General features: G+C 72.4%; 17 protein-coding genes and 3 pseudogenes. 13 read left to right on the top strand and 7 right to left on the bottom strand.

Annotated features, from left to right (window positions below; translation table 11 throughout):
- Positions 1–3 precede the first annotated feature (3 nt).
- Positions 4–1,722: a dolichyl-phosphate-mannose--protein mannosyltransferase gene (locus GEV43_RS08340; protein ID WP_160820176.1), complete on the bottom strand. Its 1,719-nt coding sequence runs from the start codon at positions 1,720–1,722 to the stop codon at positions 4–6.
- Positions 1,723–1,911: 189 nt separating this feature from the next.
- Between GEV43_RS08340 and rsmI the strand changes: the two genes are divergently transcribed.
- Positions 1,912–2,739 (top strand): 16S rRNA (cytidine(1402)-2'-O)-methyltransferase, encoded by an 828-nt coding sequence (gene rsmI / locus GEV43_RS08335; RefSeq protein ID WP_241683372.1) that lies wholly within the window; start codon positions 1,912–1,914, stop codon positions 2,737–2,739.
- 490 nt (positions 2,740–3,229) lie between these two features.
- Here rsmI and GEV43_RS08330 read toward each other — a convergent pair whose 3' ends face one another.
- Positions 3,230–4,732, bottom strand: a complete 1,503-nt coding sequence (locus tag GEV43_RS08330) for a hypothetical protein (protein ID WP_309239530.1) — start codon at positions 4,730–4,732, stop codon at positions 3,230–3,232.
- A 782-nt stretch (positions 4,733–5,514) separates the two neighbouring features.
- Between GEV43_RS08330 and GEV43_RS08325 the strand changes: the two genes are divergently transcribed.
- Positions 5,515–6,966, top strand: a complete 1,452-nt coding sequence (locus GEV43_RS08325) for a glycosyltransferase family 2 protein (protein WP_309239529.1) — start codon at positions 5,515–5,517, stop codon at positions 6,964–6,966.
- A gap of 325 nt (positions 6,967–7,291) precedes the next feature.
- Positions 7,292–9,076: a hypothetical protein gene (locus tag GEV43_RS08320; RefSeq protein ID WP_160820175.1), complete on the top strand. Its 1,785-nt coding sequence runs from the start codon at positions 7,292–7,294 to the stop codon at positions 9,074–9,076.
- 21 nt (positions 9,077–9,097) lie between these two features.
- Here GEV43_RS08320 and GEV43_RS08315 read toward each other — a convergent pair whose 3' ends face one another.
- A complete protein-coding gene (locus GEV43_RS08315) occupies positions 9,098–10,714 on the bottom strand; it encodes a glycosyltransferase family 39 protein (RefSeq protein WP_160820174.1) in 1,617 nt (538 codons plus the stop codon).
- Positions 10,715–10,912: 198 nt separating this feature from the next.
- Between GEV43_RS08315 and metG the strand changes: the two genes are divergently transcribed.
- Both metG and GEV43_RS08305 read left to right on the top strand, forming a co-directional pair.
- Positions 10,913–12,706 (top strand): methionine--tRNA ligase, encoded by a 1,794-nt coding sequence (gene metG / locus GEV43_RS08310; protein WP_160820173.1) that lies wholly within the window; start codon positions 10,913–10,915, stop codon positions 12,704–12,706.
- Positions 12,703–13,527 (top strand): TatD family hydrolase, encoded by an 825-nt coding sequence (locus tag GEV43_RS08305; protein ID WP_160820172.1) that lies wholly within the window; start codon positions 12,703–12,705, stop codon positions 13,525–13,527. The genes metG and GEV43_RS08305 overlap by 4 nt, the downstream gene beginning before the upstream one ends.
- Before the next feature lie 84 nt (positions 13,528–13,611).
- On the opposite strand, the gene GEV43_RS08300 is transcribed toward GEV43_RS08305, so the two are convergent.
- Positions 13,612–14,313, bottom strand: a complete 702-nt coding sequence (locus GEV43_RS08300) for an SDR family oxidoreductase (protein ID WP_206681091.1) — start codon at positions 14,311–14,313, stop codon at positions 13,612–13,614.
- Between the two features lie 141 nt (positions 14,314–14,454).
- Between GEV43_RS08300 and GEV43_RS08295 the strand changes: the two genes are divergently transcribed.
- Positions 14,455–14,889 (top strand): helix-turn-helix domain-containing protein, encoded by a 435-nt coding sequence (locus tag GEV43_RS08295; protein WP_175250004.1) that lies wholly within the window; start codon positions 14,455–14,457, stop codon positions 14,887–14,889.
- Between the two features lie 172 nt (positions 14,890–15,061).
- Here GEV43_RS08295 and GEV43_RS08290 read toward each other — a convergent pair.
- Positions 15,062–15,717: pseudogene (locus tag GEV43_RS08290) on the bottom strand (maleylpyruvate isomerase N-terminal domain-containing protein).
- Positions 15,718–16,423: 706 nt separating this feature from the next.
- Between GEV43_RS08290 and GEV43_RS08285 the strand changes: the two are divergent.
- From GEV43_RS08285 to GEV43_RS08260, 7 genes and pseudogenes are all read left to right on the top strand, one after another.
- On the top strand, positions 16,424–17,227 hold the full coding sequence (locus tag GEV43_RS08285; RefSeq protein ID WP_309239528.1) for a transglycosylase family protein: 804 nt from the start codon (positions 16,424–16,426) through the stop codon (positions 17,225–17,227).
- Between the two features lie 31 nt (positions 17,228–17,258).
- Positions 17,259–18,109, top strand: a pseudogene (gene rsmA, locus GEV43_RS08280) (16S rRNA (adenine(1518)-N(6)/adenine(1519)-N(6))-dimethyltransferase RsmA); the annotation flags it as partial.
- Between the two features lie 231 nt (positions 18,110–18,340).
- Positions 18,341–18,946: a hypothetical protein gene (locus GEV43_RS49720; RefSeq protein ID WP_241684124.1), complete on the top strand. Its 606-nt coding sequence runs from the start codon at positions 18,341–18,343 to the stop codon at positions 18,944–18,946.
- The gene (locus tag GEV43_RS49715; RefSeq protein WP_241682830.1) at positions 18,943–19,245 is read left to right on the top strand and encodes a hypothetical protein; all 303 of its coding nucleotides are present in this window, start codon (positions 18,943–18,945) and stop codon (positions 19,243–19,245) included. The genes GEV43_RS49720 and GEV43_RS49715 overlap by 4 nt, the downstream gene beginning before the upstream one ends.
- Before the next feature lie 99 nt (positions 19,246–19,344).
- The gene (locus GEV43_RS08270; protein ID WP_309240003.1) at positions 19,345–20,280 is read left to right on the top strand and encodes a 4-(cytidine 5'-diphospho)-2-C-methyl-D-erythritol kinase; all 936 of its coding nucleotides are present in this window, start codon (positions 19,345–19,347) and stop codon (positions 20,278–20,280) included.
- Between the two features lie 315 nt (positions 20,281–20,595).
- Positions 20,596–22,410 (top strand): ABC-F family ATP-binding cassette domain-containing protein, encoded by a 1,815-nt coding sequence (locus GEV43_RS08265; RefSeq protein ID WP_160824390.1) that lies wholly within the window; start codon positions 20,596–20,598, stop codon positions 22,408–22,410.
- Positions 22,411–22,490: 80 nt separating this feature from the next.
- A complete protein-coding gene (locus GEV43_RS08260; RefSeq protein ID WP_160820169.1) occupies positions 22,491–23,600 on the top strand; it encodes an amidase in 1,110 nt (369 codons plus the stop codon).
- 46 nt (positions 23,601–23,646) lie between these two features.
- Here GEV43_RS08260 and GEV43_RS08255 read toward each other — a convergent pair whose 3' ends face one another.
- Both GEV43_RS08255 and GEV43_RS54685 read right to left on the bottom strand, forming a co-directional pair.
- Positions 23,647–23,871, bottom strand: coding sequence for a helix-turn-helix transcriptional regulator (locus GEV43_RS08255; RefSeq protein ID WP_160820168.1), 225 nt, complete (start codon positions 23,869–23,871; stop codon positions 23,647–23,649).
- Between the two features lie 135 nt (positions 23,872–24,006).
- Positions 24,007–24,144 (bottom strand): annotated as a pseudogene (locus tag GEV43_RS54685) (DUF2975 domain-containing protein); the annotation flags it as partial.
- Positions 24,145–24,155: the final 11 nt, after the last annotated feature.

Here is a 24,155-nt window from a genome sequence, read left to right as displayed (position 1 = left end):
GGGTCAGATCCAGGAACTGAACCAGATCCGGGCGTGCCAGTCGTCGTACGGCAAGGTCTGCGCCGACAGGATCGGGTGGAAGTAGGCGAAGTTCGCCAGGACGACCAGCATGAACGCTCCCGCCGCGGCGGCTCCGACGACGCGGCGGGAGCTCGCCGCCGGATGCGCGCCGTCCACGCGGGCGCCGGCGGCCGTCGCGCCCTCCGCGTCCCGCCCGGCGGCGAGGTCCGAACGGTCCGGGCCCGCCGGCTGCGCGTCCGTCCCGCCGTGGACGCCGTCTGCGGCGGGATCGGGCACGGCGCGTCTCCGGACGGTCGCCGGGCCTATCAGGTAGCCGAACGCCAGGACGATCGCCAGCACCATGAACGGGATCAGCGGCGTCGCGTAGAACAGGAACATCGTGCGGTCGGCGAACGCCGACGGGAACCAGGTCAGCCATCCGGCCACGAAGCCGACCACGATCGCGCCGGCGCGCCAGTCGCGCAGGATCAGCCAGATGAACAGCACCACGACCAGCGCGACGAGCGCGCCCCACCACAGCGCGGGCGTGCCGATCCCCAGGATCTCGCGCGAGCAGCGGGACGAGGCGCACGCGCCGCCCTTCGGCTCGTTGTAGAAGAACGCCACGGGCCGCCGCAGGATCGGCCAGTCCCACGGCCACGACTGGTAGGGGTGCTTGGAGTCCAGGCCGGTGTGGAAGTTGAGGATCGCCTCGTGGTAGTCCCACAGGGGCGACATCGCCTCGAACGGCCGCGCCAGCGGGTTGGACGCGACCTCTCCGCGCCCCCAGCCGCCCCCCTTGAAGATCCAGCCCGACCAGGACGCGACGTAGGTGATCGCGGCGACGACGACGAGCTGGACGAACGCGGGCACGGCCTCCAGCATCAGCGTCCCGGCGAACGGGCTGCGCACCCCGGCCGCGCGCCGCGCGCCGTAGTCCCACAGCACCACCATCACGCCGAAGAACGCGATGTAGAACACGCCGGTCCACTTGGTGGCGCACGCGGCGCCGAAGCACACGCCCGCCGCGATCCGCCAGCCGTGCAGCAGGAACGGCCCGTACACCGACGTGCGGCCGTTCTCGATCTTCTCGGCGAGGCGGCGGCGCGAACGGTCGCGGTCGTTCACCAGGCAGGCGAACCCGGCGAGGATCCAGAACATCACGAAGATGTCGAGCAGCGCGGCGCGGCTGGTGACGAACTGGAGGCCGTCCAGCGCCAGCAGCAGCCCGGCGGCGCAGCCGAGCAGCGTCGAGCCGGTCATCCGCCGCGCCACCCGGCACAGGATCAGCACCGACAGCGTCCCGCACAGCGCCGGGACGAACCGCCACCCGAACGGCGTCGCGCCGAACATCCACTCGCCGAGCGCGATCATCCACTTGCCGAGCGGCGGGTGCGCGACGAACGACGGCCCGTCCGCCCAGATGTCGGCGTGCCGGTCGGCGATGAGCAGCTTGTCGGCGTCCTTGACCGTGTTGTGCTCCCACCCGAACTTCAGCAGGGCGAGCGCGTCCTTGGCGTAGTACGTCTCGTCGAAGACGACCGACTTCGGCGACCCGAGCCGGTCGAACCGCAGGACGCCCGCGAACACCGTCACCAGCAGCGGCCCCAGCCAGCCCCAGAGCGCGCTCCCGGGGATCGGCGGGGCGAGCCAGTCGCGCAGCGGGCGCGGTCCGGGCCGGTCCGCCGCGGCCGTCACCGGCGCGAAATCCGTCATCGCCATTCCGCCATCGTACGGTCGGTTCCGGTACCGATCGGGTCGTCCCCGTCCCGGCGCGGCCCGCCCGGCGGGGACAATGGCCACGTGACGGCCAACGAAACGGACACCGAGGGCACGAACGCGGACGTCGAAACGAACGCGAACGGCGAGGCGGAGGCGCCCGGGGACGCGTCCGCGAACCCGTCCGGGAGGCTGCTGCTGGCCGCGGCGCCGATCGGACGTGCCGGGGACGCCTCGGAACGGCTGCGCGCGGCGCTCGCGGGCGCGGGGATCATCGCGGCGGAGGACACCCGGCGGCTGCGGCGGCTGGCGTCCGACCTCGGCGTCGACGTGCACGGGGCGCGCATCGTGTCGTACTACGACCAGAACGAGCGCGCCCGCGCCGAGGAGCTGCTCGGCGACCTGCTCGCGGGCCGCGACGTCCTGGTGATCACCGACGCCGGGCTGCCGGGGGTGTCCGACCCCGGCTACCGGCTGGTGCGCGCCGCGGTGGCCGAGGACGTGCCCGTCACCGTGCTGCCGGGGCCGTCCGCCGTGACCACCGCCCTGGTGGTCTCGGGGCTGCCGACCGACCGGTTCTGCTTCGAGGGCTTCCCGCCCCGCAAGCCCGGCGAGCGGGCGCGGCGCCTCGCGGGCCTCGCGGACGAACCGCGCACGATGGTCTTCTTCGAGGCCCCGCACCGGCTCGCCGCGACCCTCGGCGCGATGGCCGAGGCGTTCGGCGCGGACCGTCCCGCCGCGGTGTGCCGCGAGCTGACCAAGACCTACGAGGAGGTCCGGCGCGGCCCGATCGCCGACCTCGCCGGCTGGGCGCGGGACGGCGTGCGCGGCGAGATCACCCTCGTCGTCGGCGGCGCGCCCGAGCCCGAGGGGCTGTCCGACCCCGCCGACCTGGCCGCCGCCGTCGCGGCGCGCGAGTCCGCCGGAACGCCGCGCAAGCAGGCCATCGGCGAGGTCGCCAAGGAGAACGGCGTCCCGAAGCGCCTCGTTTACGACGCCGTGGTCGCTGCCAGGAAATAACCGAAGAGTCACCTGATCAGAACGGTCCAGAAGCCCCGTTCCGGGGCATGAGTCCTATGGCAGCGCGCCCTGGGCCGCGTTGGAGGTCCGAGCGCTTGGTGGCGTCACCGAGGGGTGAGGGCCATGCACGAAGCATGGTCGAGCCACGAGGCATGGGTGTACGAGTGCCTGTGCTGCTTGACGACCTGGGACGAGCAGTTCGACGTGAGGCACACCGGGGACGGGCACGGCGGCGAGGTCGCCGTCTACGCGCACGACGGCCACCAGTGCACCACGCCCTGGACCGACCACGTCTGCCCGAACTGCCAGAGCCAGAACGTCAAGGCGTTCGCGGCCCCGTGGAACCGGCGCGAGGAGGTGCCCCCGGCCCGGCGCGGCAACGACCTGGAACTGGTCTTCCGTCTCCGCCGCCTGCACGCCTGGGGTAACCCGCCGCCGGAGCCGCGCCCCCTGCCGGGCGGCTGCGACAGAGCCGCCCCCTGCGCGGGCGCTACTTCGCGGCGACCTCGGGGACCTTCTCCTCGACGGGCCCGGTCGGCGGCGCGGCCTCCGCGCCGGTGGCCGGGCGGAGCCTGCGCGCGAGCGCGGCGTAGCGTTCGCGGACCTCGGGGGAGAACGCGATCCCGGCGGCGAGCGACGCGAGCGGAACGGCGGGCAGGACGTACCGGTAGTCGAACTCGGCCGTCGCGGCCGGCGCCAGCAGCAGGCCGGTCGCGAGCGTCCACGGCAGCAGCGCCCGGCCGCCGAAGCGGCGCCACATCGGGACCATCCCGCCGAGCCCGACCAGCAGGATCAGCCCGACCATCGTGCCGCGCAGGTAGACGTGGTCCTGGTAGACGCGGATCGCGGTGCCGAACGGCTCGATGATCTTGGTGCGGGCCCGGCCGCGCTCGTACGCGTTGGCCTCGGCGGACGCGATCGAGTCGGCGTCCATGTGCCAGTCGGGCAGTTCCTTGGTGGTCTTGCCGAACTCGTACTGGCCGTAGGTCGCCGGGTCGGGGAACGTCGTGCGCTTCCACTGGAAGACCCGCAGGAAGTCGTGCCCGACGACCCTGGCGTAGTCGACCGGCTGGGCGAGGATGGCCCGCTTGGAGAAGTCGTTGGCGAGGCTGTTCTGGTACGGGCCGAACCGGTTGCCGGTGTAGCGGTTGAGCGGCGACTTGACGTTCCAGATGCCGTCCTGCGAGTTCGGCAGGCGGTTGCCGGGCTCGGTGCACAGGATCATCTCGCTGACCGGCAGGTCGTCCATCCGGTGGCAGTCGGCGAACTTGTAGACCCGGGCGAACAGGAAGATCCCGTTGCTCTCGGTGATCGCGAACTTGCCGCTGTCGGCCTTGTACCAGCCCATGTACGACACGACCGGCAGCGCGCAGGCGACGGTCGTGACCGCCAGCATCCGCCAGCCGACCCGGCGGATCAGCATGTACGTCAGCACGCCGAGCAGCACGGGCGCGCCGACCGAGCGGGTCAGCCACGACAGGCCGATGATCAGCCCGACCGAGGCGGCGATCCGCCAGGACGGGCGGTCGTGCCACAGCAGCAGCGTGACCGCGCACATCACCAGGAAGGTGAACATCGTGTCGGACAGGATCAGGTGCTCGAGCTGGATCTGGTAGCCGTCCAGCAGCACCGGCGCCGTCGCGACCGCCGACACCCACTTCCACACGCCGAACTTCCGCCGCAGCAGCGCGTAGATCATCACGCCCATGGCCAGGCCCATGAGGTGCTGGATCCCGGTGACCAGCGCGAAGCTGTGGAACGGCTTGAGCGCGATCAGCAGGAACGAGTAGCCGTCCGGGCGCAGCGGGTGCGGGTACGGCTGCATCGCCACGTGCAGGTAGTCGAACGAGTCGTTGAAGAACATCGCCGGCGTGTAGCCGACCATCGCGACGGCCCGCAGCAGCGCCGCTATGGCGAGGATCACAGCGAAGAACGGGTGCCTCCGGGCCGCGGCCCACAGCCGGACCGTCCCGCTCCGGACCCTCTCGGCCACGGCGGGAGGGCCGTTCCGGACACCATCGCGTACCCGGTTTCGGACACCGCCGCGCAGCGCCTCCCGCACTCTCCCGCGCATCCGGTCCCGCCCCCGCTCCCAGGCAGAAGGGCGGACCGCCCCGCGGGCCGCGCCGCCGGCCGGTCCGTCGGCCGGGGCGCCGGCCGAGTCGCCGGAGTCCTCACCTGAATCGACCGCTTTATCCGCCCCAACGGTGGTCACGGGGGAAGTCTTGACCCTCTTGCCGGAAGATTTGCCGGAAGCCCCGGACCGGTTCGCGGACGGCGCGGCGGGCACCGCGGACGCCGTTCCCCCGACCGTTCCGGCGGACTTGTCCGCGGCCTTCCCGGCGGTCTCGCCGGCCGCCCCGCCCGGCTTGTCCAACGCCCCGGGCGAGCCGGGACCGCGCTGGTCAGAGCCATTCCGATCCGCATCGTCGAGCATGGTGCCGTGCGGCGAATCCCCCGCCACTGCCGCACCTTCCCTTCGCTTTCCGGCCCCCGGATCGGTGGCACTGCGTTCTTCAGCGCGTGTCAAAGCCGACCCAACCTTTCCGGGCCGCGGTGCCCGTATGCTTGTCGTCCTAGCCTGCCGCCCGCGGCCGTGGCGGAGAGGGTCTTCAGGTTGCAAGTAGGCAACACGATACGGCTGCTCTTGTACAGAGCGGCGCGCATCACCCGTCCCCGGCAGGCATCATGAACGTCGACGGGCCGCTCAGCGGAACATGAAGAGATTAGTTGAAAATACCGCAGACGGTCACCAGGGGTAACGAAGGAGATCGCGTGGAACTCTCCGTAGTGATGCCATGTCTGAACGAGGCCGAAACGGTCGAGACCTGCGTCCGCAAGACCATCGGCTTCTTTGAGGACAGCGGCATCGACGGCGAGGTCGTCATCGCCGACAACGGCAGCACCGACGGCAGCCAGCAGCTCGCCCGCGACGCGGGGGCGCGCGTCGTGCCCGTGGTCGACAAGGGGTACGGCAACGCCCTCATGGGCGGCATCCGGTCCGCGCGCGGCCGCTACGTCGCGATGGGCGACGCCGACGACTCGTACGACTTCACGACCCTCGGGCCGTTCCTCGACGAGCTCCGCGACGGCGCCGACCTGGTGATGGGCAACCGGTTCAAGGGCGGCATCGCGCCCGGCGCCATGCCGCCGCTGCACCGCTACCTCGGCAACCCCGTCCTCAGCTTCGTCGGGCGGCTGTTCTTCGGCAGCAAGATCGGCGACTTCCACTGCGGGCTGCGCGCCTTCAACAAGGAGTCGATCCTGCGGCTCGGCCTCCAGACCGGCGGCATGGAGTTCGCCAGCGAGATGGTGGTCAAGGCCACGCTCCAGAAGTACGACATCCGCGAGGTCCCGACGACCCTCTCGCCGGACGGCCGGACCCGTTCCCCCCACCTCAACACCTGGCGGGACGGCTGGCGCCACCTGCGCTTCCTCCTGCTCTACAGCCCGCGCTGGCTGTTCCTGATCCCGGGCCTGGTCTTCATGACGCTCGGGCTCGTCGCGGGGATCGCGCTGTCCACCGGGCCGGTCACGGTCGGGGAGATCGCCTTCGACGTCGACACCCTCGTCGGCGCGTCGGCCGCGCTCGTGATCGGCTTCCAGGCGGTGCTGTTCGCGCTGCTCACGAAGGTGTACGCGATGCAGGAGGGCTTCCTGCCGCACGACCGCCGGGTGCAGAAGATCATCGACTGGTGGAGCCTCGAACGCGGCGTGCTGCTCGGCGGCCTGCTCGCCGTCGCGGGCCTCGCGGGCCTCGTCGCGTCCCTGCTGCACTGGCGCGTCAACAGCTTCGGCGAGCTCGACCCCCGGCACTCCCTGCGCATCGTCGTCCCGGCCGCCACCGCCCTGGTGATGAGCCTCCAGGCGATCTTCGCCTCGCTGTTCGTCAGCATCCTCGGCATCCGCCGCCGCCAGCACCCGCCGCTCACCGACGCCGCCGAGGAGGCCGCCGGAGTCGTCGACGCCGCCGCCCACAAGGTCGCCGGAGAGCGCAGGGCCGCGGAGCAGGCCGCCGAGACCACCGGCGACGGCGAGAACGCCGCCCCGGACGAGGACCCCGAGCCCGCCACCGTCAAGGGCAAGCAGGGCACGAGCAAGCAGAGCGCCAAGAACACGACGAGCACCAAGAGCACGACCAGCGGCAAGAGCACGACGAGCGCCAAGAGCACCAAGGCGCCGGAGAGCAAGGCCGCGGACGACGGCGAGGCCGGGTCCGAGAGCTGATCCCGGTTCGGTCCCCGGTTTGTCCCCGGTGCGTGCCTCTCGCCCATCCGCGCGACGCGGCGCTCGTGCCCGTACTCGTGGTCGCGTTCGGTGCGGGCGGTCTCACCATCCGGGACGAAGTCCGAGAAGTTGCTGAGTGTTTCCGGGGCGCGGCCGAAGCTCCGGGAGGACTGTGACAGGCTGACTCGGCGATGGATCTTCGACCCTGTTCCCACCGTGCCGCGCGGCCCAGGCCCAGGCCCCGGCCCCGGCTCGCCGGGCCCCCGGTGCCCGCGGAGGCCGGGCGTCCGGCGGTGGACGCGGGGCGGGTGGTGGTGACGGGGCGATGAGCACCGAGACCGCGCCGGTCACCGTCGCCCCGACGACCACCGCGACCGCCGACCCGCGGGCGGACGCGGCGGCGCGCCGGCGCCGCAGGTGGCTGCTGCTGTTCCTCGGCGGCTGGCTCGCGCAGGTCGCCGTCCGGCTCTGGTTCGACCTCGGCCAGGTCATGCCGGTCGCGACGCCCGACGAGACGGGCTACCTGTTCGCGGCCCGGGTGATGACCGGCGGCCCCGACGCCGACATGTCGTACGGCACGGTCTACCGGGGCGGGTACGCGCTGCTGCTCACCCCCGCGTTCTGGATCTCGGACGATCCCGTCACCGTCTACCGCATCGCCCTGGTCGTCAACGCGCTGATCAGCGCCGCGATGCTGCCCCTGGCGTACGTGCTGCTGCGGCGGCTCCAGGTGACCAGGCGGCGGTCGTACCTGTTCGCGCACGTCACCGCCCTGCTGCCCGGAACGGTCTTCTACGCGGGCTTCGCGCTCACCGACGCCGTCCTCCCGGTGATCGTGATCGGGTGGCTGCTGCTGCTGCACTCCTGGCTGACCGCGCGCGACGGCGGCGCCCGCGCGACGCTCTGCGGGGCCGGCGCCGCGTTCCTCGCCGCGTACGCGTACGCCTGCCATACCCGCGGCGTCATCCTCCTGCTGGTGCACGTCGCGCTCGTCGCCGCCGCGCTCGCGTTCCGCTGGCGCCCCTGGCGCGCGCTGCCCGTTCCCGGGGCCGTGCTCGCGGCCACCGCCGGGGCCGGGACGCTGCTCAACCGCTGGCTGCTCCCGCACCTGTACCCGGGCGGCGACAACGACCTCAGCGGCAACCTCGCCCGCCGCCTCACCACCCAGGACGGCTGGGGCTGGATGCTGTCGCTCGGCACCGGCCAGCTCTGGTACCAGGCCGTCGCCACGGGCGGGCTCGCCGCCGTCGGCCTCGTCGCCGTGGCCGCCGCCGCCGTCCGCCGCGACACCGGCGGACGGCTGCGCGCCCTCGCCCTCGGCGTCCTCGCGATCGTGGCGGGCATCGCGTTCGCCACCTCCGGCGCGCTCCCGGACGAGTACCGCATCGGCAACTACGTCTACGGCCGCTACCTGGCGTGCATCACGCCGGTCCTGTTCGCGGTGGGCGCCGCCGTCCTGCTGAGGGCGCCCCGCCGCGCCCTGCTGCGGGCGTCGGGCGCCGCGGCGGCCTGCACGCTGCTGGCCGCGGCCGTCGTCCAGTGGTACGCCGGGGACAGGCTCCGCAGGTACACCTTCACGCCGTACGACTTCCCCGAGACCTCGTTCCTCACCTGGGACTGGCACGCGTTCCGGCTCTGGCCCGCCACCGTCGCGGGCCTCACCCTCCTCGGCCTGGCGCTGGTCGCGACCCGCCTGCCCCGGCGCGGCGCCGTCCTGCTGGCGTCCCTCCTCGCCGCCGTGGACCTCGCCATGGTCGCCACCGCCACCGAACGGATCGCGCAGCCGCTCGTCCGCGACTTCAGCGGCTACACCGAGCTCACCGGCGTCAAGAACCTCCGCTCCCACACCGACCTGGCCGTGGACTGGAACGTCCCGTGGACGATCCGCCTGTCGCACTACTACTGGGCCTGGTGGAGCGACGCCGAGGTCTTCGACGCCCGCTACTACAGGCCGCCCGCCCGCGCCGACCTGGTCGTCCTCAACTGGCCCCGCGACACGGCCGCCACCTCCACGTGGCGCGGCGGCGCCCCCGCCGGCTGGAAGATCGTCGACAGCCGCCGCACGCCGCAGGGCGACTGGGTGGCCTGGTCCAGGCTCCAGGCCCCGTGACCCCCGGCCGTTCTCGCGCGGTCAGCCGCCCTGGGGCGTGGGGGTGGCGGCGTTGGGCGGCGGGTTCCAGACGGTCAGGACGCCGTCCGAGGAACGCCACATGAGCCGCCAGCCCGCGGCGGCGGTCGGCTGCCAGCCGCCCGCGATCTGCGACTCCTGGCCGCGCCACCGCGTGAAGAGCATGGGCCCCTGGAGGGCGTCCCGCGGCACCGACCCGAGATCGTGCGGGAAGTCGCGGATCTGCCCATGCCACTGCACGTCGCCCCACATCGAACGGGTGTAGAACGTCAGCGTCTGCGCCAGCCGCCGGTCGGCGCAGATCAGCTTCACGTCGCCGTCGTGCCTCTTCAGCCAGCCGCGCAGCTCGTTCCACGCGTGGTCGCGCGGCAGGTCGGGCACGGCCGTCACGGCCGACGCGACGTACACCCCGCCCAGCGCGACCGCGAGGACGGGCGCGACGACCGTACGGAGGCGGAAGCGCGCCACCCACCCGGACGGCAGCATCCGCCCCATCAGGATCAGCGAGCCGAAACCGCCCGCCAGCAGCGGCGGGAACACCGAGAACCAGTACCGCGACAGCCAGGCGCGCAGCGAGATGTCGTTGGGGTCGAGCACCCCCGACAGCAGCGTCAGCGGGACGGCCAGCGTGAAGAACCACACCAGGCACAGCGCGAGGCGCCGGTCGCGGGTGACGAGCCAGCCGACGAGCATCAGGGCGAGCGCCCCGGTGAAGACCAGCCCGAGCGGCTGCCAGTCGTGCATGGCCCGCAGGAACGACCGCAGCGCCAGGTCCCGCGTCACGTAGTCGCGGGACTGCCCGCCGTGCCCCGCGGCCGACCGCAGCCCGGCGAGCGGGTTGCCCCAGACCAGGGTGTTGTGGACGAGGTTGAACACCAGGATCGCGACCATCGGGATCCCGATCGTGACGTTCCTGCGCCACGGGATGCGCAGCAGCGCGACGTACGCGGGGATCATCAGGAACAGGAACGCCAGGAACTCCCGCACCAGGAACGAGGTCCCGAACAGCAGCCCGGCCGCCACGAGGAACCGCGTCTGAGCGCGTCCCTTCCGGCGGCTCGCGACCACCAGCGCCGCCATCCCGCACGCGAACAGCCCCGCGCCCGGCATGTCCGGCAGCATCACGCCCATCGACCAGGTGATCTCGTGGCCGTACGGGTTGGTCATCGTGAAGAACGGATGGACCATCAGCAGCAGCGCCGACGCGACGCCCGCGACGTCCCCGAACAGCGACCGCACCACCAGGTACGTCCCGACGAAGAACAGGCACCCGCCCGCCGCCGCGATCACGAAGTACGAGAGCTGCCCCGGCCCGAGGACCTCCTGCACCAGCCGCGCGGGCAGCACGAGCCCGATCCGCGTGACCTGGTGCGGCACCTCCGAGAACGGCCACCGGGTCAGCGGGACGTCCGGCCAGTCCCGCGCCCCGAGCCACACGTAGTACGGGTCGAAGTAGAGCGGCGGCGGCATGATCACCCACTGCGCCAGGACGCCGCACGCCGCGACGGCCGCCGACAGCCACAGGACCCGGCGCCGCCGGAGCCCCCGCCAGCGATTCCGTCGCCGTTCGGCCGTCGTGGTTTCCTGGACGGCGGGTTCTCCGGCCGTGGACTGGACCATGCCTCGTTTCAGCCTTCGCCTGGGGTGCTTCGCGTGCGGTGACCGCGACAGTACGCCGGACCAGGCTACTGGTCCGCCCGCCGCCCCCGGCCCGTCCGGAGCCGATCTCCAGCAACTTCCCAGGAACCCGCCGGCGCGCCTGCGCGGGCCGGCCCGCGCGGGTGCGGCCGGAGGGGCGGACGCGACTACTCTTGGACCATGTCCTCGCCCAGCCGACACATCCTGACCGCGCCCGCCTGGCCGTACGCCAACGGGCCCCGCCACATCGGCCACGTCTCCGGGTTCGCGCTGCCCGCCGACATGTTCAGCCGGTACCAGCGGATGGCGGGCAACCAGGTCCTGATGGTCAGCGGCACCGACGAGCACGGCACGCCGATCCAGGTGCAGGCCGACAAGGAGGGCGTGACCGCCCGCGAGCTGGCCGACCGCTACAACCGGGTCATCGCCGAGGACCTGCACGGCCTCGGCATGTCGTACGACCTGTTCACCCGCACCACCACGCTCAACCACTACGCCGTCGTCCAGGAGCTGTTCAAGGGCCTGCACGACAACGGCTACATCTTCCCGAAGACGACGATGGGCGCGATCTCGCCGTCCACCGGCCGCACCCTGCCCGACCGCTACATCGAGGGCACCTGCCCGATCTGCGGCTACGACGGCGCGCGCGGCGACCAGTGCGACAACTGCGGCAACCAGCTCGACCCCGTCGACCTGATCAACCCGGTGAGCCGCATCAACGGCGAGACGCCGAAGTTCGTCGAGACCGAGCACTTCATGCTCGACCTCCCGGCGTTCACCGAGGTCCTCGGCCGCTACCTGCGGTCCAAGCAGGGCCAGTGGCGCCCGAACGTCCTGAAGTTCGCGCTGAACCTCCTGGACGACCTCCAGCCCCGCGCGATCAGCCGCGACCTCGACTGGGGCGTCCCCATCCCGCTCGACGGCTGGCGCGAGAACCCGGCCAAGAAGCTCTACGTCTGGTTCGACGCCGTCGTCGGCTACTTCTCCGCCTCGGTCGAATGGGCCCGCCGCACCGGCGACCCCGAGGCGTGGCGCGCCTGGTGGCAGGACCCCGAGGCCCTGTCGTACTACTTCATGGGCAAGGACAACATCGTCTTCCACGCCGAGATCTGGCCCGCGATGCTGCTCGGCTACAGCGGCCAGGGCGACAGGGGCGGCAGCCCCGGCGGCCTCGGCGGCCTCAACGTCCCGACCGAGGTGGTCTCCTCCGAGTTCCTGACGATGGAGGGGCGCAAGTTCTCCTCGTCCCGCCAGGTGGTCATCTACGTCAAGGACTTCCTCGACCGCTACGACGTCGACGCCCTGCGCTACTACGTCGCCGTCGCCGGCCCCGAGAACCAGGACACCGACTTCACCTGGTCGGAGTTCGTCCGCCGCAACAACGACGAGCTCGTCGCCGCCTGGGGCAACCTCGTCAACCGCTCCGTCAACATGGCCGCCAAGAACTTCGGCGCCGTCCCCGAGGCGGGCGACCTCACCGACGCCGACCGCGCGCTCATGCGGCGCAGCCGCGACGCGTTCGGCGCCGTCGGAGCCGAGCTCCAGCGCTCCCGCTTCAAGAACGCGATCACCGAGGCGCTCGACGTCGTCCGCGACGCCAACAAGTACCTGTCCGACCAGGCCCCCTGGAAGCTCAAGGACGACCCGGCGCGCGTCCAGTCGATCCTGCACACCGCCCTCCAGGTCGTGGACGACGCCAAGTCGCTCCTCACCCCGTTCCTGCCGAACTCGTCCCAGAAGGTCTACGAGCTCCTCGGCGGCGAGGGCGAGTGGAGCGGCATGCCGCGGCTGGAGACCGTCTCCGAGGAGGGCGGCCCCGACTACCCGATCCTCACCGGCGACTACGCGACGGCGGCGCGCTGGGAGTCCGTGCCCATCAAGCCGGGCGTCCCCCTCGCCAAGCCGACGCCGCTGTTCAAGAAGCTCGACCCGTCCGTCGTGGACGAGGAGCTCGCCCGGCTGGAGACCCCGTGAAGCGCGACGAGGACGGCCAGGCGCCCAAGAGGTACGCGCCCCTGCCCGAGCGCCTCCCCGTGGACGTCTTCGACAGCCACTGCCACCTCGACCTGGTCGATACCCCCGCGGCCGAGCAGCTCGCCTCGGCCCGCGCCGCGGGCATCGCCCGCATCGTCACGATCGGCGTCGACCTGCCGAGCTCCCGCCTCAGCACCGACCTCGCCTCCGAGTTCGACGACGTGTACGCGGGCGTGGCGATCCACCCCAACGACACCACGGGCATCACCGACGCCGTCCTCGACGACGTCGCCGCCCTCGCGGCCCACCCCAAGGTCCGCGCCATCGGCGAGACCGGCCTCGACTACTACCGCGACTGGGCGCCGAAGGCCGACCAGCACCGCTCCTTCCGCGGCCACATCGACATCGCCAAGCGCACCGGCAAGGCCCTGGTCATCCACGACCGCGACGCCCACGACGACGTCCTGCGCATCCTCCGCGAAGAAGGCGCCCCCGACACCGTCGTCTTCCACTGCTTCTCCGGCGACGCCGCCATGGCCAAGGTCTGCGCCGAACGCGGCTACGTGATGAGCTTCGCCGGCAACATCACCTTCAAGAACGCCGACCCCCTCCGCGAAGCCCTCCGCGTCGCCCCCCTGGACCTCATCCTCGTCGAGACCGACGCCCCGTTCCTCACGCCCGTCCCGCACCGGGGCAAGCCCAACGCGTCCTACCTGATCCCGCACACGGTCCGCTTCATGGCCGAGGTCAAGAACGTCGACGTCTCCGACCTCTGCACCGCCATAGCCACCACGGGCGAACGCGTCTTCGGCCCCTGGTGACCAGCCCCGTCGCCCGCCCACCCGCCCGTACGGACCCGGCCGGGCCCAACGGGCCCGGACGAGGTTGCCGATCGACGTGACCGCTCAGCCGTGTCCGCCGTCCCACTGGGCGACGAGGGCACGGAACGCCTCCAAATCACCGATGACCTGTTCGACCTGGTCTCGCTGCTCGTACATGCGGTAGTAGCGGTCGCCGATGGCATCGGGATCGGCTTCGCCGCCGGGGACGATACCGGCGGCGATCGTCACCGTTCCCACGTGAACGCCCTCGGGCTTGAGCTCGGCGTGCAGGGCATGGGCCCAGTTGCGCAGACCGGCCATGGCAAGCCCCACATTGGCCAGGAAAGGCGCGGGAACCGTCGAAGAGACCCCGGTGGTCAGCAGCAGCGTGCCTTCGCCTCTGGCCCGCATGTCCGGCAGCACCTGACCCACCGCGGTCACCGCGCCCAGCACGTGCAGCTCCCACTGCTCAGTGGCGGCCTCGACCGTGGTCTGGACGGCATTGGTGATCGTCCCCGTAGGACTCGGGCTGTACTCGAGCACGTCGATCGGCCCGAACGCGTCCCTCACCGCGCCCAGGGCGGCCGCCAGCGCGTCCCGATCGCGGATGTCGGCGGGAAACCCGGAGGCGTCGATCCCCGACTCGGCCAGCTCGCCCACCAACGTCTCCAGGTTCTCCTTGGACCGCGAGATCAGCCCGACCCGAAAACCACGGCGGCCGAACGCGCGAGCCACCCCCATCCCCAGCCCAGGCCCGGCCCCGACCACAACGAGCGTCTTCACCACGGCAGATCCTCTCCCACCCCAGCGGCCAGGGCCCTACCAGGCCCGATGACCGCTTACTGTTTGTTCGTAGCAGCATGATCTGTCACTAAGAACCGTGACAAGACGGCACATTCATGTCGGCTACGCACATGGAGGTAACCCTTGGCGCCGCGAAGGCCGAGCGACAAACCAGCGTCCGGCGGAGCCCCAGAGCTCAACGACGTCCCCGAGCCGGACGAGGAAGAGTGCCGGCAGGTGCTCCAGATCCTCTCGCTGATCGGCGACAAGTGGAGCATCCTGATCATCGGCCAGCTCCGCGACCGCACCCTGCGCTTCGGCGAACTGCACCGCGCCGTAACCGGAATCTCCCAGCGCATGCTCACCCTGACGCTGCGCCAACTCGAACGCGACGGCCTGCTGACGCGCACCGTCCACGCGAGCGTCCCCCCGCGCGTGGACTACGCCCTCACCGAACTCGGCACGACCCTCCTCGACTCCGTCGTCGCCCTCGGCGACTGGGCCACCTCACACCGACACGAGATCAACCACAACCGCCGCCACTACGACGCCGTCCACCCCCCACGCCCCCACCCCTGACCACCGTCCCGCCGCCCCCGCTGAACGACGCGACCTGGCCCCCCTGCCCCCGTGACCGCCGTCCCCGGTCGCGACTAAGCGGCGCGGCCCGGCCTTCCGCTCGTCCCCCTGGCCATGCGGCTGAACGATGCGGCCCAGCCTCCCGCCCACGTCCCTGACTGCCGCTGGACGTTCAACCGAGGACGAACGGGAGTCTCGCGGCCAGCTCGCCTAGTTCGGCCTTCTCCGCACTGGTGGGGGCACGCCGTCCGGTGCCGACCAGCAGTGCGTCCTTGTCGGAGAACGAGGCGGGGAACGCGGTACCGGCGATCTGCTCCAGCATCTCGCGGGTCCGGGCGAGCCCTTCCGTCGGGGGCCGGGCGCGTTCGGGAGGTGCGCGACCAGGTCGAGGTGGTGCAGCGTCCATTCCAGGACGTACGCGGAGAGGTAGTCGCCCGCGGTGAGGACCATGTCCTGGGTGCTGACCCGCAGGGCGGGATCGGCGAGTTCGGCGGCGCGGCCCGCGGCGGCGCCGAGGTCGTCCAGATGGAACTTGAGCAGCCGAGGCTCCTCATACGCGGCGGCCAGCCGGACGATCAGCGCGTCGAGCGGGTCGTCGCCGGTCGGCGGGGTGTCGGCGACGTTCCAGTAGGTCACCGAGTCGCGCGTCGGCTCCGTATCGGCGGGGGTCACGAGGGTGATCAGGACGTCCTGAGCGTCGATGATCAGATGGCACGCCAGGTCCCGTACGAGCCAGCCCGCACAGCCGGAGGGCTGCGCGAAATCCTCGTCGGGGAGTTCGGCGACCGCCGTACGCAGCGCCGCCCAAGAACGCGAGAAGAGATCCACATCGGCAAGCTAGTGCGGCGCCGCAATCGCGGACAAGCACATTTCCGGCAAGCGCTCCTTCCAGCCCACCGCGTCCACGCGACTTGCCCTACTTCTGATGGCCCGACGCTCATCAGAGCCACAAACGCACGAACCCGCCTCGTTGCGTCGGCCGGCCAGACGGAGGCCACGGACGATCTGCGAAAACGGCCGCATTCACCATGCCAGGCCCCGTCTGGACGTCCCTGTACGAGCATCCGCGCATCAAGCTCAAGTACGGGCTCCTACGGGACGCGCGATAGTCCGGACGATAGCCAAGGCGAGCAAACCGGCTGCGAAGTCGTTATGCGGATCGCGAGACGAACGCGGTTGAAGTGGCGAGAAGGACGCCGGGGTGAGGGCAGGCCATTTCTGGCGCGGAGGGTCGCATAAAGGCAGCCGGTCGGAAGGCAGCGAATGGCCGAGAACGGCGGCGGAGGGTGACACACGGCGGGCGCACCACGGCGCACGGCGGCGGAAGCCGTGGAAGGCCAGGGAGCGGCGCGCAGAGGGGCAGGGCAGTGATCGCCAAGTAGAGCGGAGGGCCAGGCCGATGCGCCGACCGGACGCGGGGGCGGAGATGGGTGCGGATTGGGGGATGAGGTGGCGGGAGGGCGGGGCGGGGCTCTATGGTCTGGCAGTTGTCCGGGCATCCCCCCCCGCGCCCGGTTGGCCCTGGAGGAACAAGGTGCGCCGACTCCCCACGACCACTGGTGTTCTGCTGCTCGCCACGGCGGTGCTGACGGCCGGATGCGGAGGAGGGGGCGGTGGGAAGGCCAAGGCCGCGAACACCGCGCCGGTCGCCGATGCGCCCAAGGTGAGCGCTCCGGCGCCCCGGAAGGTGGTCATCGTGGTCGACAAGAAGCGCAGCGAGACGATGACGACCGGGACGACGGTCGAGCAGGTGTTGCAGCAGGCGCGGATCGCGCTCGGGAAGCACGATCTGGTCGCGCCGCCGCGGCGGGCGCCGGCCGGCAAGGTGATCAAGGTGACGCGGCTGCTGTCCAAGCCGGTGACCAGGGTGGTGCGGACGCCGGCGCCGACGATCAAGAAGAAGAGCTCGAAGGTGCCGCCGTGGAGCGAGAAGGAGCTGCGCAAGGGGCGGGCCGGGATCAAGATCGTCAAGTTGGCGTACGTCAAGCGGCGCGGCAAGAAGGTCAAGGCCGTGATCTCGGAGAAGGTCAAGCGCAAGCCGGTGGCGCGGATCCTGGCGGTGGGGCCGCAGGCGGGGGGCGGCGGTTCGGCGGCCCGGCTCAACTGGCGGGGGCTCGCCGCGTGTGAGTCGCACAACAATCCGAAGGCCGTGAACCCGGCCGGCTACTACGGGCTCTACCAGTTCTCGCTCCAGTCGTGGGCGTCCGTCGGGGGCTCGGGCAAGCCGTCGGACGCCTCGCCGGGGGAGCAGACCTACCGGGCCCAGCTTCTCTACAACAAGGTGAACGGGCGCTGGCAGGGGCAGTGGCCCAACTGCGGACGGTTCCTGTTCTCCTAGAACGGCTTCGCGGACCTGAGAGACTGGGGCGGTGGGGGACAGACAGGGTTTGCTCGGCCCGGCCGACGTTCGCGAACTGGCCGGGCGGCTGGGCATCCGGCCGACCAAGACGCTCGGGCAGAACTTCGTCATCGACGCCAACACGGTGCGGCGCATCGTCCGTACGGCGGAGCTGAGCCCGGACGACGTGGTCGTCGAGGTCGGGCCGGGGCTCGGCTCGCTGACGCTGGCGCTGCTGCCGGAGGCGCGCCGCGTCGTGGCGGTGGAGATCGATCCGGCGCTGGCGGCGGCGCTCCCGGCGACGGTGGCGGCGCGCGAGCCGGAGCTGGCCGGGCGGCTGGACGTGGTGCGGGACGACGCGCTGCGGATCGGCGGCCTGCCGGGCGGGGACGAGCCGACGGCGCTGGTCGCCAACCTGCCCTACAACGTCGCGGTCCCGGTCGTCCTGCACCTGCTGGCCACGCTGCCGTCGCTGCGGCGGGCGCTGGTCATGGTGCAGGCCGAGGTCGCCGACCGGATGGTGGCCTCGCCCGGCGGCAGGATCTACGGGGTGCCTTCGGTGAAGCTCGCCTGGTACGGGACGGCGCGGCGGGCCGGGCCGGTCGGGCGGGGCGTGTTCTGGCCGGTCCCGAACGTCGACTCGGGGCTCGTCGCGTTCACCCGGGGCGAGCCGCCGGAGACCACCGCGACGCGCGAGGAGGTGTTCGCGGTGATCGACGCGGCGTTCGCGCAGCGCCGCAAGACGCTGCGCGCCGCGCTGGCCGGGTGGGCCGGGTCGGCCGCGGGGCGGAACGGGCGCTGCGTTCCGCGGACGTTGATCCACAAGCTCGGGGCGAAGCGCTGGACGTGGCCGCCTTCGCCCGGGTTGCCCAGTATCGTCCTGGGGGCGCACTGGACGGGAAAGAGGCGGAGGACCATGGTGAAGGGGCGTTCGCGGACGGGGGTGCCCGCGGCGGCGCTGGCCGTGCTGGCGGTCGCGGCGGCCGGGCGGCCGGATGCAGTGACGGCGCCGGGGCCGCCCCGAAGATCAAGACCACGGCCCGCGCCGGTGTGGCCCCGACCCCGCCCCGGCAGGGCGCCTACTTCGGCGCGTGGGTGCCGCCGGACGGCCCGGTGAGTTCGCCCACATCCACCCGCCCGTCCGGCGGGACGTCGCCGTCCAAGCCGTCCGGCGAGAACGGCGGGACGGGCGGCAAGGACGCCGGGAAGCCGGGGATGGGGCCGGTGGTCGGGTTCGAGCGCGACCTCGGACGGCAGCTCGACATCGTGCAGAGCTACCGGGGCTGGAAGGCCGACTTCCCGACCGAGGACGACGAGTCGGTGCTGAGCGGCAACCGGTACCTGCTGCTGACCTGGACGGGCGCCGACACCAAGGAGATCGCCAAGGGCAGGCACGACGGGCTGATCCGGGCGCGGGCGCGGGCGATCAAGGCCACCGGCAAGCCGGTGTTCCTGCGCTGGCAGCGCGACATGGACAAGGGCAACCTGGAGAAGAAGGTGCACTCGCCGGACGACTTCGTCACGGCCTGGAAGCACATCCGGGGGATCTTCAAGGCCGAGAAGGTCGACAACGTCGCGTGGGTCTGGTGCCCCACGGCGCGCGGGTTCGGCGGGCGCAACGCCCCGCGTACTACCCCGGCGACGACCAGGTCGACTGGATCTGCGCGGACGCGCAGCCGGGCGGCGACTACGACTACCGGGACCTGTCGGAGTCGGTGAAGCTGTTCCTCCAGTGGGCCCGGAGCCGGCCGAAGCCGATCATGATCGCCGAGTTCGGAGTGCCGAAGGCGTACGGCGCACGCCGGGCCGAGTGGCTCCGCAAGGCCAGCCAGACCCTCCAGGACCCGCAGGTCAAGGCGGTCGTCTACTTCAACTCCGACGAGCAGGCGGAGGACGCCCGCGACAAGCGCCGCAGGTTCACCGTCGGCGGCGACAAGCACGCCGTCTCCGCCCTTCGCGAGTTCGCCACCACCCCCTACTTCAACCCCCGCAACCTCCCCGTCACCAGCGGAGACTGACACTCGCGGCCCCGCGGGCGGGCGGTGGGCGCGGCGTCCCGTTCGCGCGCGGGGCGCCGGTGGGGCCGCCGTCCCGTACGCTTTCGTGGCGTGACCGCAGTGAGCGTACGCGTCCCGGCGAAGGTGAACCTTCAGCTCAGCGTGGGGCCGATCCGCGACGACGGCTACCACGACCTCGTCAACGTCTTCCACGCCGTGTCCCTCTTCGACGAGGTGACCGCCGCGGTGGGGACGGCCTCGGGCGGGACGGGCCCGGAGGTGGCCGTCGAGGCGGCGCCGGGCGCGCGGGTCGCGGTCGGCGGGGTGCCGGTGGACGGCGACAACCTCGCCGTGCGCGCCGCGCTGATCGTCGCCGACCGGCTCGGCGCCGACCCCCGCGTCACGCTGCGGATCCGCAAGGCGATCCCGGTCGCGGGCGGGATGGCGGGCGGCAGCGCCGACGCCGCCGCCGCGCTGGTCGCCTGCGCGCGGCTGTGGGACGACCCGGACGAGCCGAGGCTCTGCCGCGACGACCTGATGGAGATGGGCGCCCTGCTCGGCAGCGACGTGCCGTTCGCCGTCCTCGGCGGTACGGCCATCGGCGTCGGGCGCGGCGAACGGCTCACCCCGGCGCTGACGCGCGGCACGTTCCACTGGGTGTTCGCGACGGCCGACGGCGGGCTGTCCACCCCGGCCGTCTACGCCGAGTGCGACCGGATCCGCGAGGCGGACGGCGAACCGGCGGGCCGGCCGGAGGTGTCCGAGGAGCTGATGACCGCGCTCGCCACCGGCGACGCCAAGGCGCTCGGCGCGGCGCTCGCCAACGACCTGGAGCCCGCCGCGCTGTCCCTGCGCCCCTCGCTGGACCGGACGATCGAGGCCGGGCGCGATTACGGCGCGATCGGCGCCGTCGTGTCGGGGTCCGGGCCGACCTGCGCGTTCCTCGCCGACGACGCCGAGCACGCCGCCGAGCTCGCGGCCGGGCTGGACGGCGCGGGCGTCGCCCGTTCGGTCGTGCGCGCGACGGGCCCCGTGCCCGGGGCGACGATCTGCTGACCGCCCCCGCCGACGCCCCCCGCCGATCCCCGACGAGAGGTACCGATGGCCATCATCGTCCTGGCAGTGATCGTCCTCGTTCCGATCGCCGTCCTGGTCGTGATCATCCTGGGCGTGGTCGCCGCCGCCCGCAGGCGCGGCATCCGCCCCGGCCCGCCCGGCTGGCACCCGCCGGGGTCTGGCGCTCCGGGGCCGTTCCCGCCGCAGGCTCTTCCGCCGCAGGCTCTTCCGCCGCAGGCATTCCCGCCGCAGGCGCCCCGGCGGACGGGCGGGAAGACCGGCCGGGTTCCGGACTGGACTAGCCTTGACGGTGTCGTGAATCTGATCAATCTTGAGAACGTCGGCAAGGCGTACGGGCCGAAGCCGCTCCTCGACGCGGTGTCGCTGGGCCTCGACGACGACGACCGCGTCGGCGTCGTCGGCCGCAACGGCGGCGGCAAGAGCACGCTGGTGTCGATCCTGGCCAGGGAGACCGAGCCCGACTCCGGGCGCGTCACGCACGCGCGCGGGGTGCGCCTGGGCTACCTGACGCAGCGGGACGAGTTCGCCGAGGGCGACACCGTGCGGAGCGTCGTGCTCGGCGACCGCGCCGAGCACGAGTGGGCGGGCGACACCCGCGCCCGCGACGTTCTCGGCGGGCTGCTGGGCGACCTCGACCTCGACGCGCCGCTCGCCGGGATGTCCGGCGGCGAGCGTCGGCGGATCGCGCTCGCCCGGCTGCTGGTGCCCGAGACCGACCTGCTGATCCTGGACGAGCCGACCAACCACCTCGACATCGAGGCGATCGACTGGCTGGCCCGGCACCTCAAGCGCCGGAAGACGGCGCTGCTGCTGGTCACGCACGACCGCTGGTTCCTCGACGAGGTGACGCTGCGCACCTGGGAGGTCGTGGACGGCCGGGTCGAGCGCTACGAGGGCGGCTACTCGGCGTACGTCCTGGCCAAGGCCGAACGGTCCCGCATCGCCGCCGCCACCGAGACCAAGCGGCAGAACCTGCTGCGCAAGGAGCTCGCGTGGCTGCGGCGCGGCCCGCAGGCCCGCACGTCCAAGCCCAAGTTCCGGGTGGACGCCGCGCAGGCGCTGATCGCCGACGAGCCGCCCGCGCGCGACTCGGTCGAGCTGACGCGGTTCGCGACGGCGCGGCTCGGCAAGACGGTCTTCGACCTTGAGGACGTCACGGTCCGCCTCGGCGACCGCACGATCTTCGACGACCTCACGTGGCGGCTCGGGCCGGGCGACCGGATCGGCCTCGTCGGCGTGAACGGCAGCGGCAAGAGCACGCTGCTCCGGCTGCTCGACGGCGCGGTCGCGCCGTCCGCCGGCAGGGTCGTGCGCGGCAAGACCGTCCAGCTCGCGCACCTGTCGCAGAACCTCGAAGAGCTCGACCCGGCGCGCCGCGTGCTGGAGTCGGTCGAGGAGGTCAAGCGCCGGATCACCGTCGGCAAGCGCGAGTGGACCGCGAGCCAGCTCCTGGAACGCCTCGGCTTCCAGGGCGACCGGCAGTGGACGCCCGTCGGCGACCTGTCCGGCGGGGAGCGGCGGCGCCTCCAGGTGCTGCGGCTGCTCATGGGCGAGCCCAACGTGCTGCTCATGGACGAGCCGACCAACGACCTCGACATCGAGACGCTCACCGAGGTCGAGGACATCCTCGACGGCTGGCCGGGCACCCTCGTCGTCGTCAGCCACGACCGGTACTTCCTGGAGCGGATCACCGACCGCGTCGCCGCGCTGCTCGGCGACGGCCGCGTCGCGATGCTGCCCGGCGGCGTCGACGAGTACCTCGCGCGGCGGGCCGACGCGAGGGCGTCCGGCAGCGGCGCGCCCGCGCGGGGCGGCACCGTGGCGGCGGCGACCGCGCCGGCCGGTCCGGGCTCCACGGGCGGCGCGCCGTCCGACGGGGGCAAGCCGAAGGGCAGCGGCCAGGACTGGAAGGCCCGCAAGGAGCTCGACAAGCTCGAACGCCGCCTCGACAAGCTCGCCAAGCAGGAGTCGCAGCTCCACGAGGACCTCGCGGCGGCGGCGACCGACTACGCGCGCCTCCAGGAGCTGGACGCCCGGCTCAAGGAGGTCCAGGCGGAGGCCGCCCGCGTCGAGGAGGAGTGGCTCATGCTCGCCGAGGACGTCGGCTGACCCGCTGAGAAGCCGATAACGGACCAATCGGTCCGTTCGGAAGTCTGGTATTCATCCCTCGATATCGCCATGATCCGTCAATGGCGACATGGATCATCGAGCACGACGGAACCGGTACCGGGCCGCGCCTGGCCGTGAAGGACGCGATCGACGTGGCGGGACTGCCGACCACGGCGGGCAGCCGGGCGGTGGCCGAACGGGCGGAGCCCGCCGAGGCGGACGCGCCCGTGGTCGCCGCCGCCCGCGCGCAGGGCGCACGCGTCGTCGGCAAGGCCAACCTGACGGAGTTCTGCCTCGGAGCCGACGGCGTGAACCCCTGGTCGGGCACCCCGGTCAACCCCCTCGACCCGTCCCGCGTGCCCGGCGGCTCCTCCTCGGGCTCCGCCGTGGCCGTCGCGACGGGGGAGGCGGACGTCGCGTTCGGCACCGACACCGCCGGGTCCGTCCGCATCCCGGCGGCGTGCTGCGGGATCGCCTCCCTCAAGACGACGTACGGCCGCGTCCCCCTCGACGGCGTCTACCCGCTCGCCCCGACGCTCGACACCGTCGGCCCGATGGGACGCGACGTCGCCGCCGTCGTGCTCGGCATGGGCCTCATCGAGCCCGGCTTCACCCCCGAGCCGTACGACCCGGGCATGACGATCGGGCGGCTGCGCGTCGCCAACGTGGACCCGTCCGTCGACGCCGCCGTGGACGCCGCGCTGCGCCGCCTCGCCCCGTTCACCGACGAGACCTGCGAGCACTACCAGGACGCCGCGCTGGCGAACGGCGTCTACGTCGGGCAGGAGGCGTACGCCCAGAACCGCCACCTGCTCGGCGACCCGTCCAAGATCAGCGAACGGATGCACCGGCGGCTGCACGTCCTGCACGAGGCCGCCGCCGGACGGCGGAACTGGGCGGACGACGTCCGCATGACCCTCCGCGCCGAGCTGGACGACCTGCTCGCCCGCCACGGCGTCCTGGCCCTGCCCGTCCTCGCCGGCGTCGCGCCCGAACCTCCGCCCGGCGACGACGACCTGCTGCTCACCATGCTCACCGGCCCGATCAACGTCGCGGGCCTGCCCGCGCTGGCCGTCCCCATCCCGCTGCCCGGCTCCCACCTGCCCGCCGCCGTCCAACTCGTCGGCCCCGCGGGCTCCGAGGAACGCCTCTGCGGCATAGCCGCCGCCCTGGAGTCAGCCCAACCCTGACCCGCCCGTCCCGCCCGTCCGTCAACGGCCCTCTCCACCGACACGCCTAGATCTCGCTCGCGGGCTCGTCGGGTACCCAGCGCAGCACGTCGCCGGGCTGGCAGTCGAGCGTGCGGCAGAACGCGTCGAGCGTGGTGAACCGCACCGCCTTGGCGCGGCCGTTCTTCAGCACGGCGACGTTGGCGGGGGTGATCCCGACGGCCGCGGCGAACTCGCCGACCGACATGCGGCGCCTCGCGAGCTGGGCGTCGAGGTCGACGACGATCGTCATCAGACCACCCCGGCGCTCGCGACCGCGGCGGCCAGGGCGCTGTCGACCTGCATGCCGTCGTCGGGAGGGGATGCTCGCCACGGCCAGGTGCCCCGCGACCCCGAGCGCCGGCAGCGTCGCCACGACCGAGGACGCGATGATGGTGTCGACCCACCGGAAGGCCCGCGGACTGAAGATCGCGCCGCGCTGGACCATGGACAGCAGCATCCACGTCGCGACCAGCGCGACCTGCACGCAGGCCACGCCGATGATCGCGACCGTCGCGTACGGCACGGCGAACGGCG

It is taken from the genome of Actinomadura sp. J1-007, assembly GCF_009793335.1.
GTDB classification, from domain to species: Bacteria; Actinomycetota; Actinomycetes; order Streptosporangiales; family Streptosporangiaceae; genus Spirillospora; species Spirillospora yumaensis.
The sequence above is the reverse complement of the archived record's forward strand: the minus strand, read 5'-3'. Positions and strand labels throughout refer to the sequence as shown.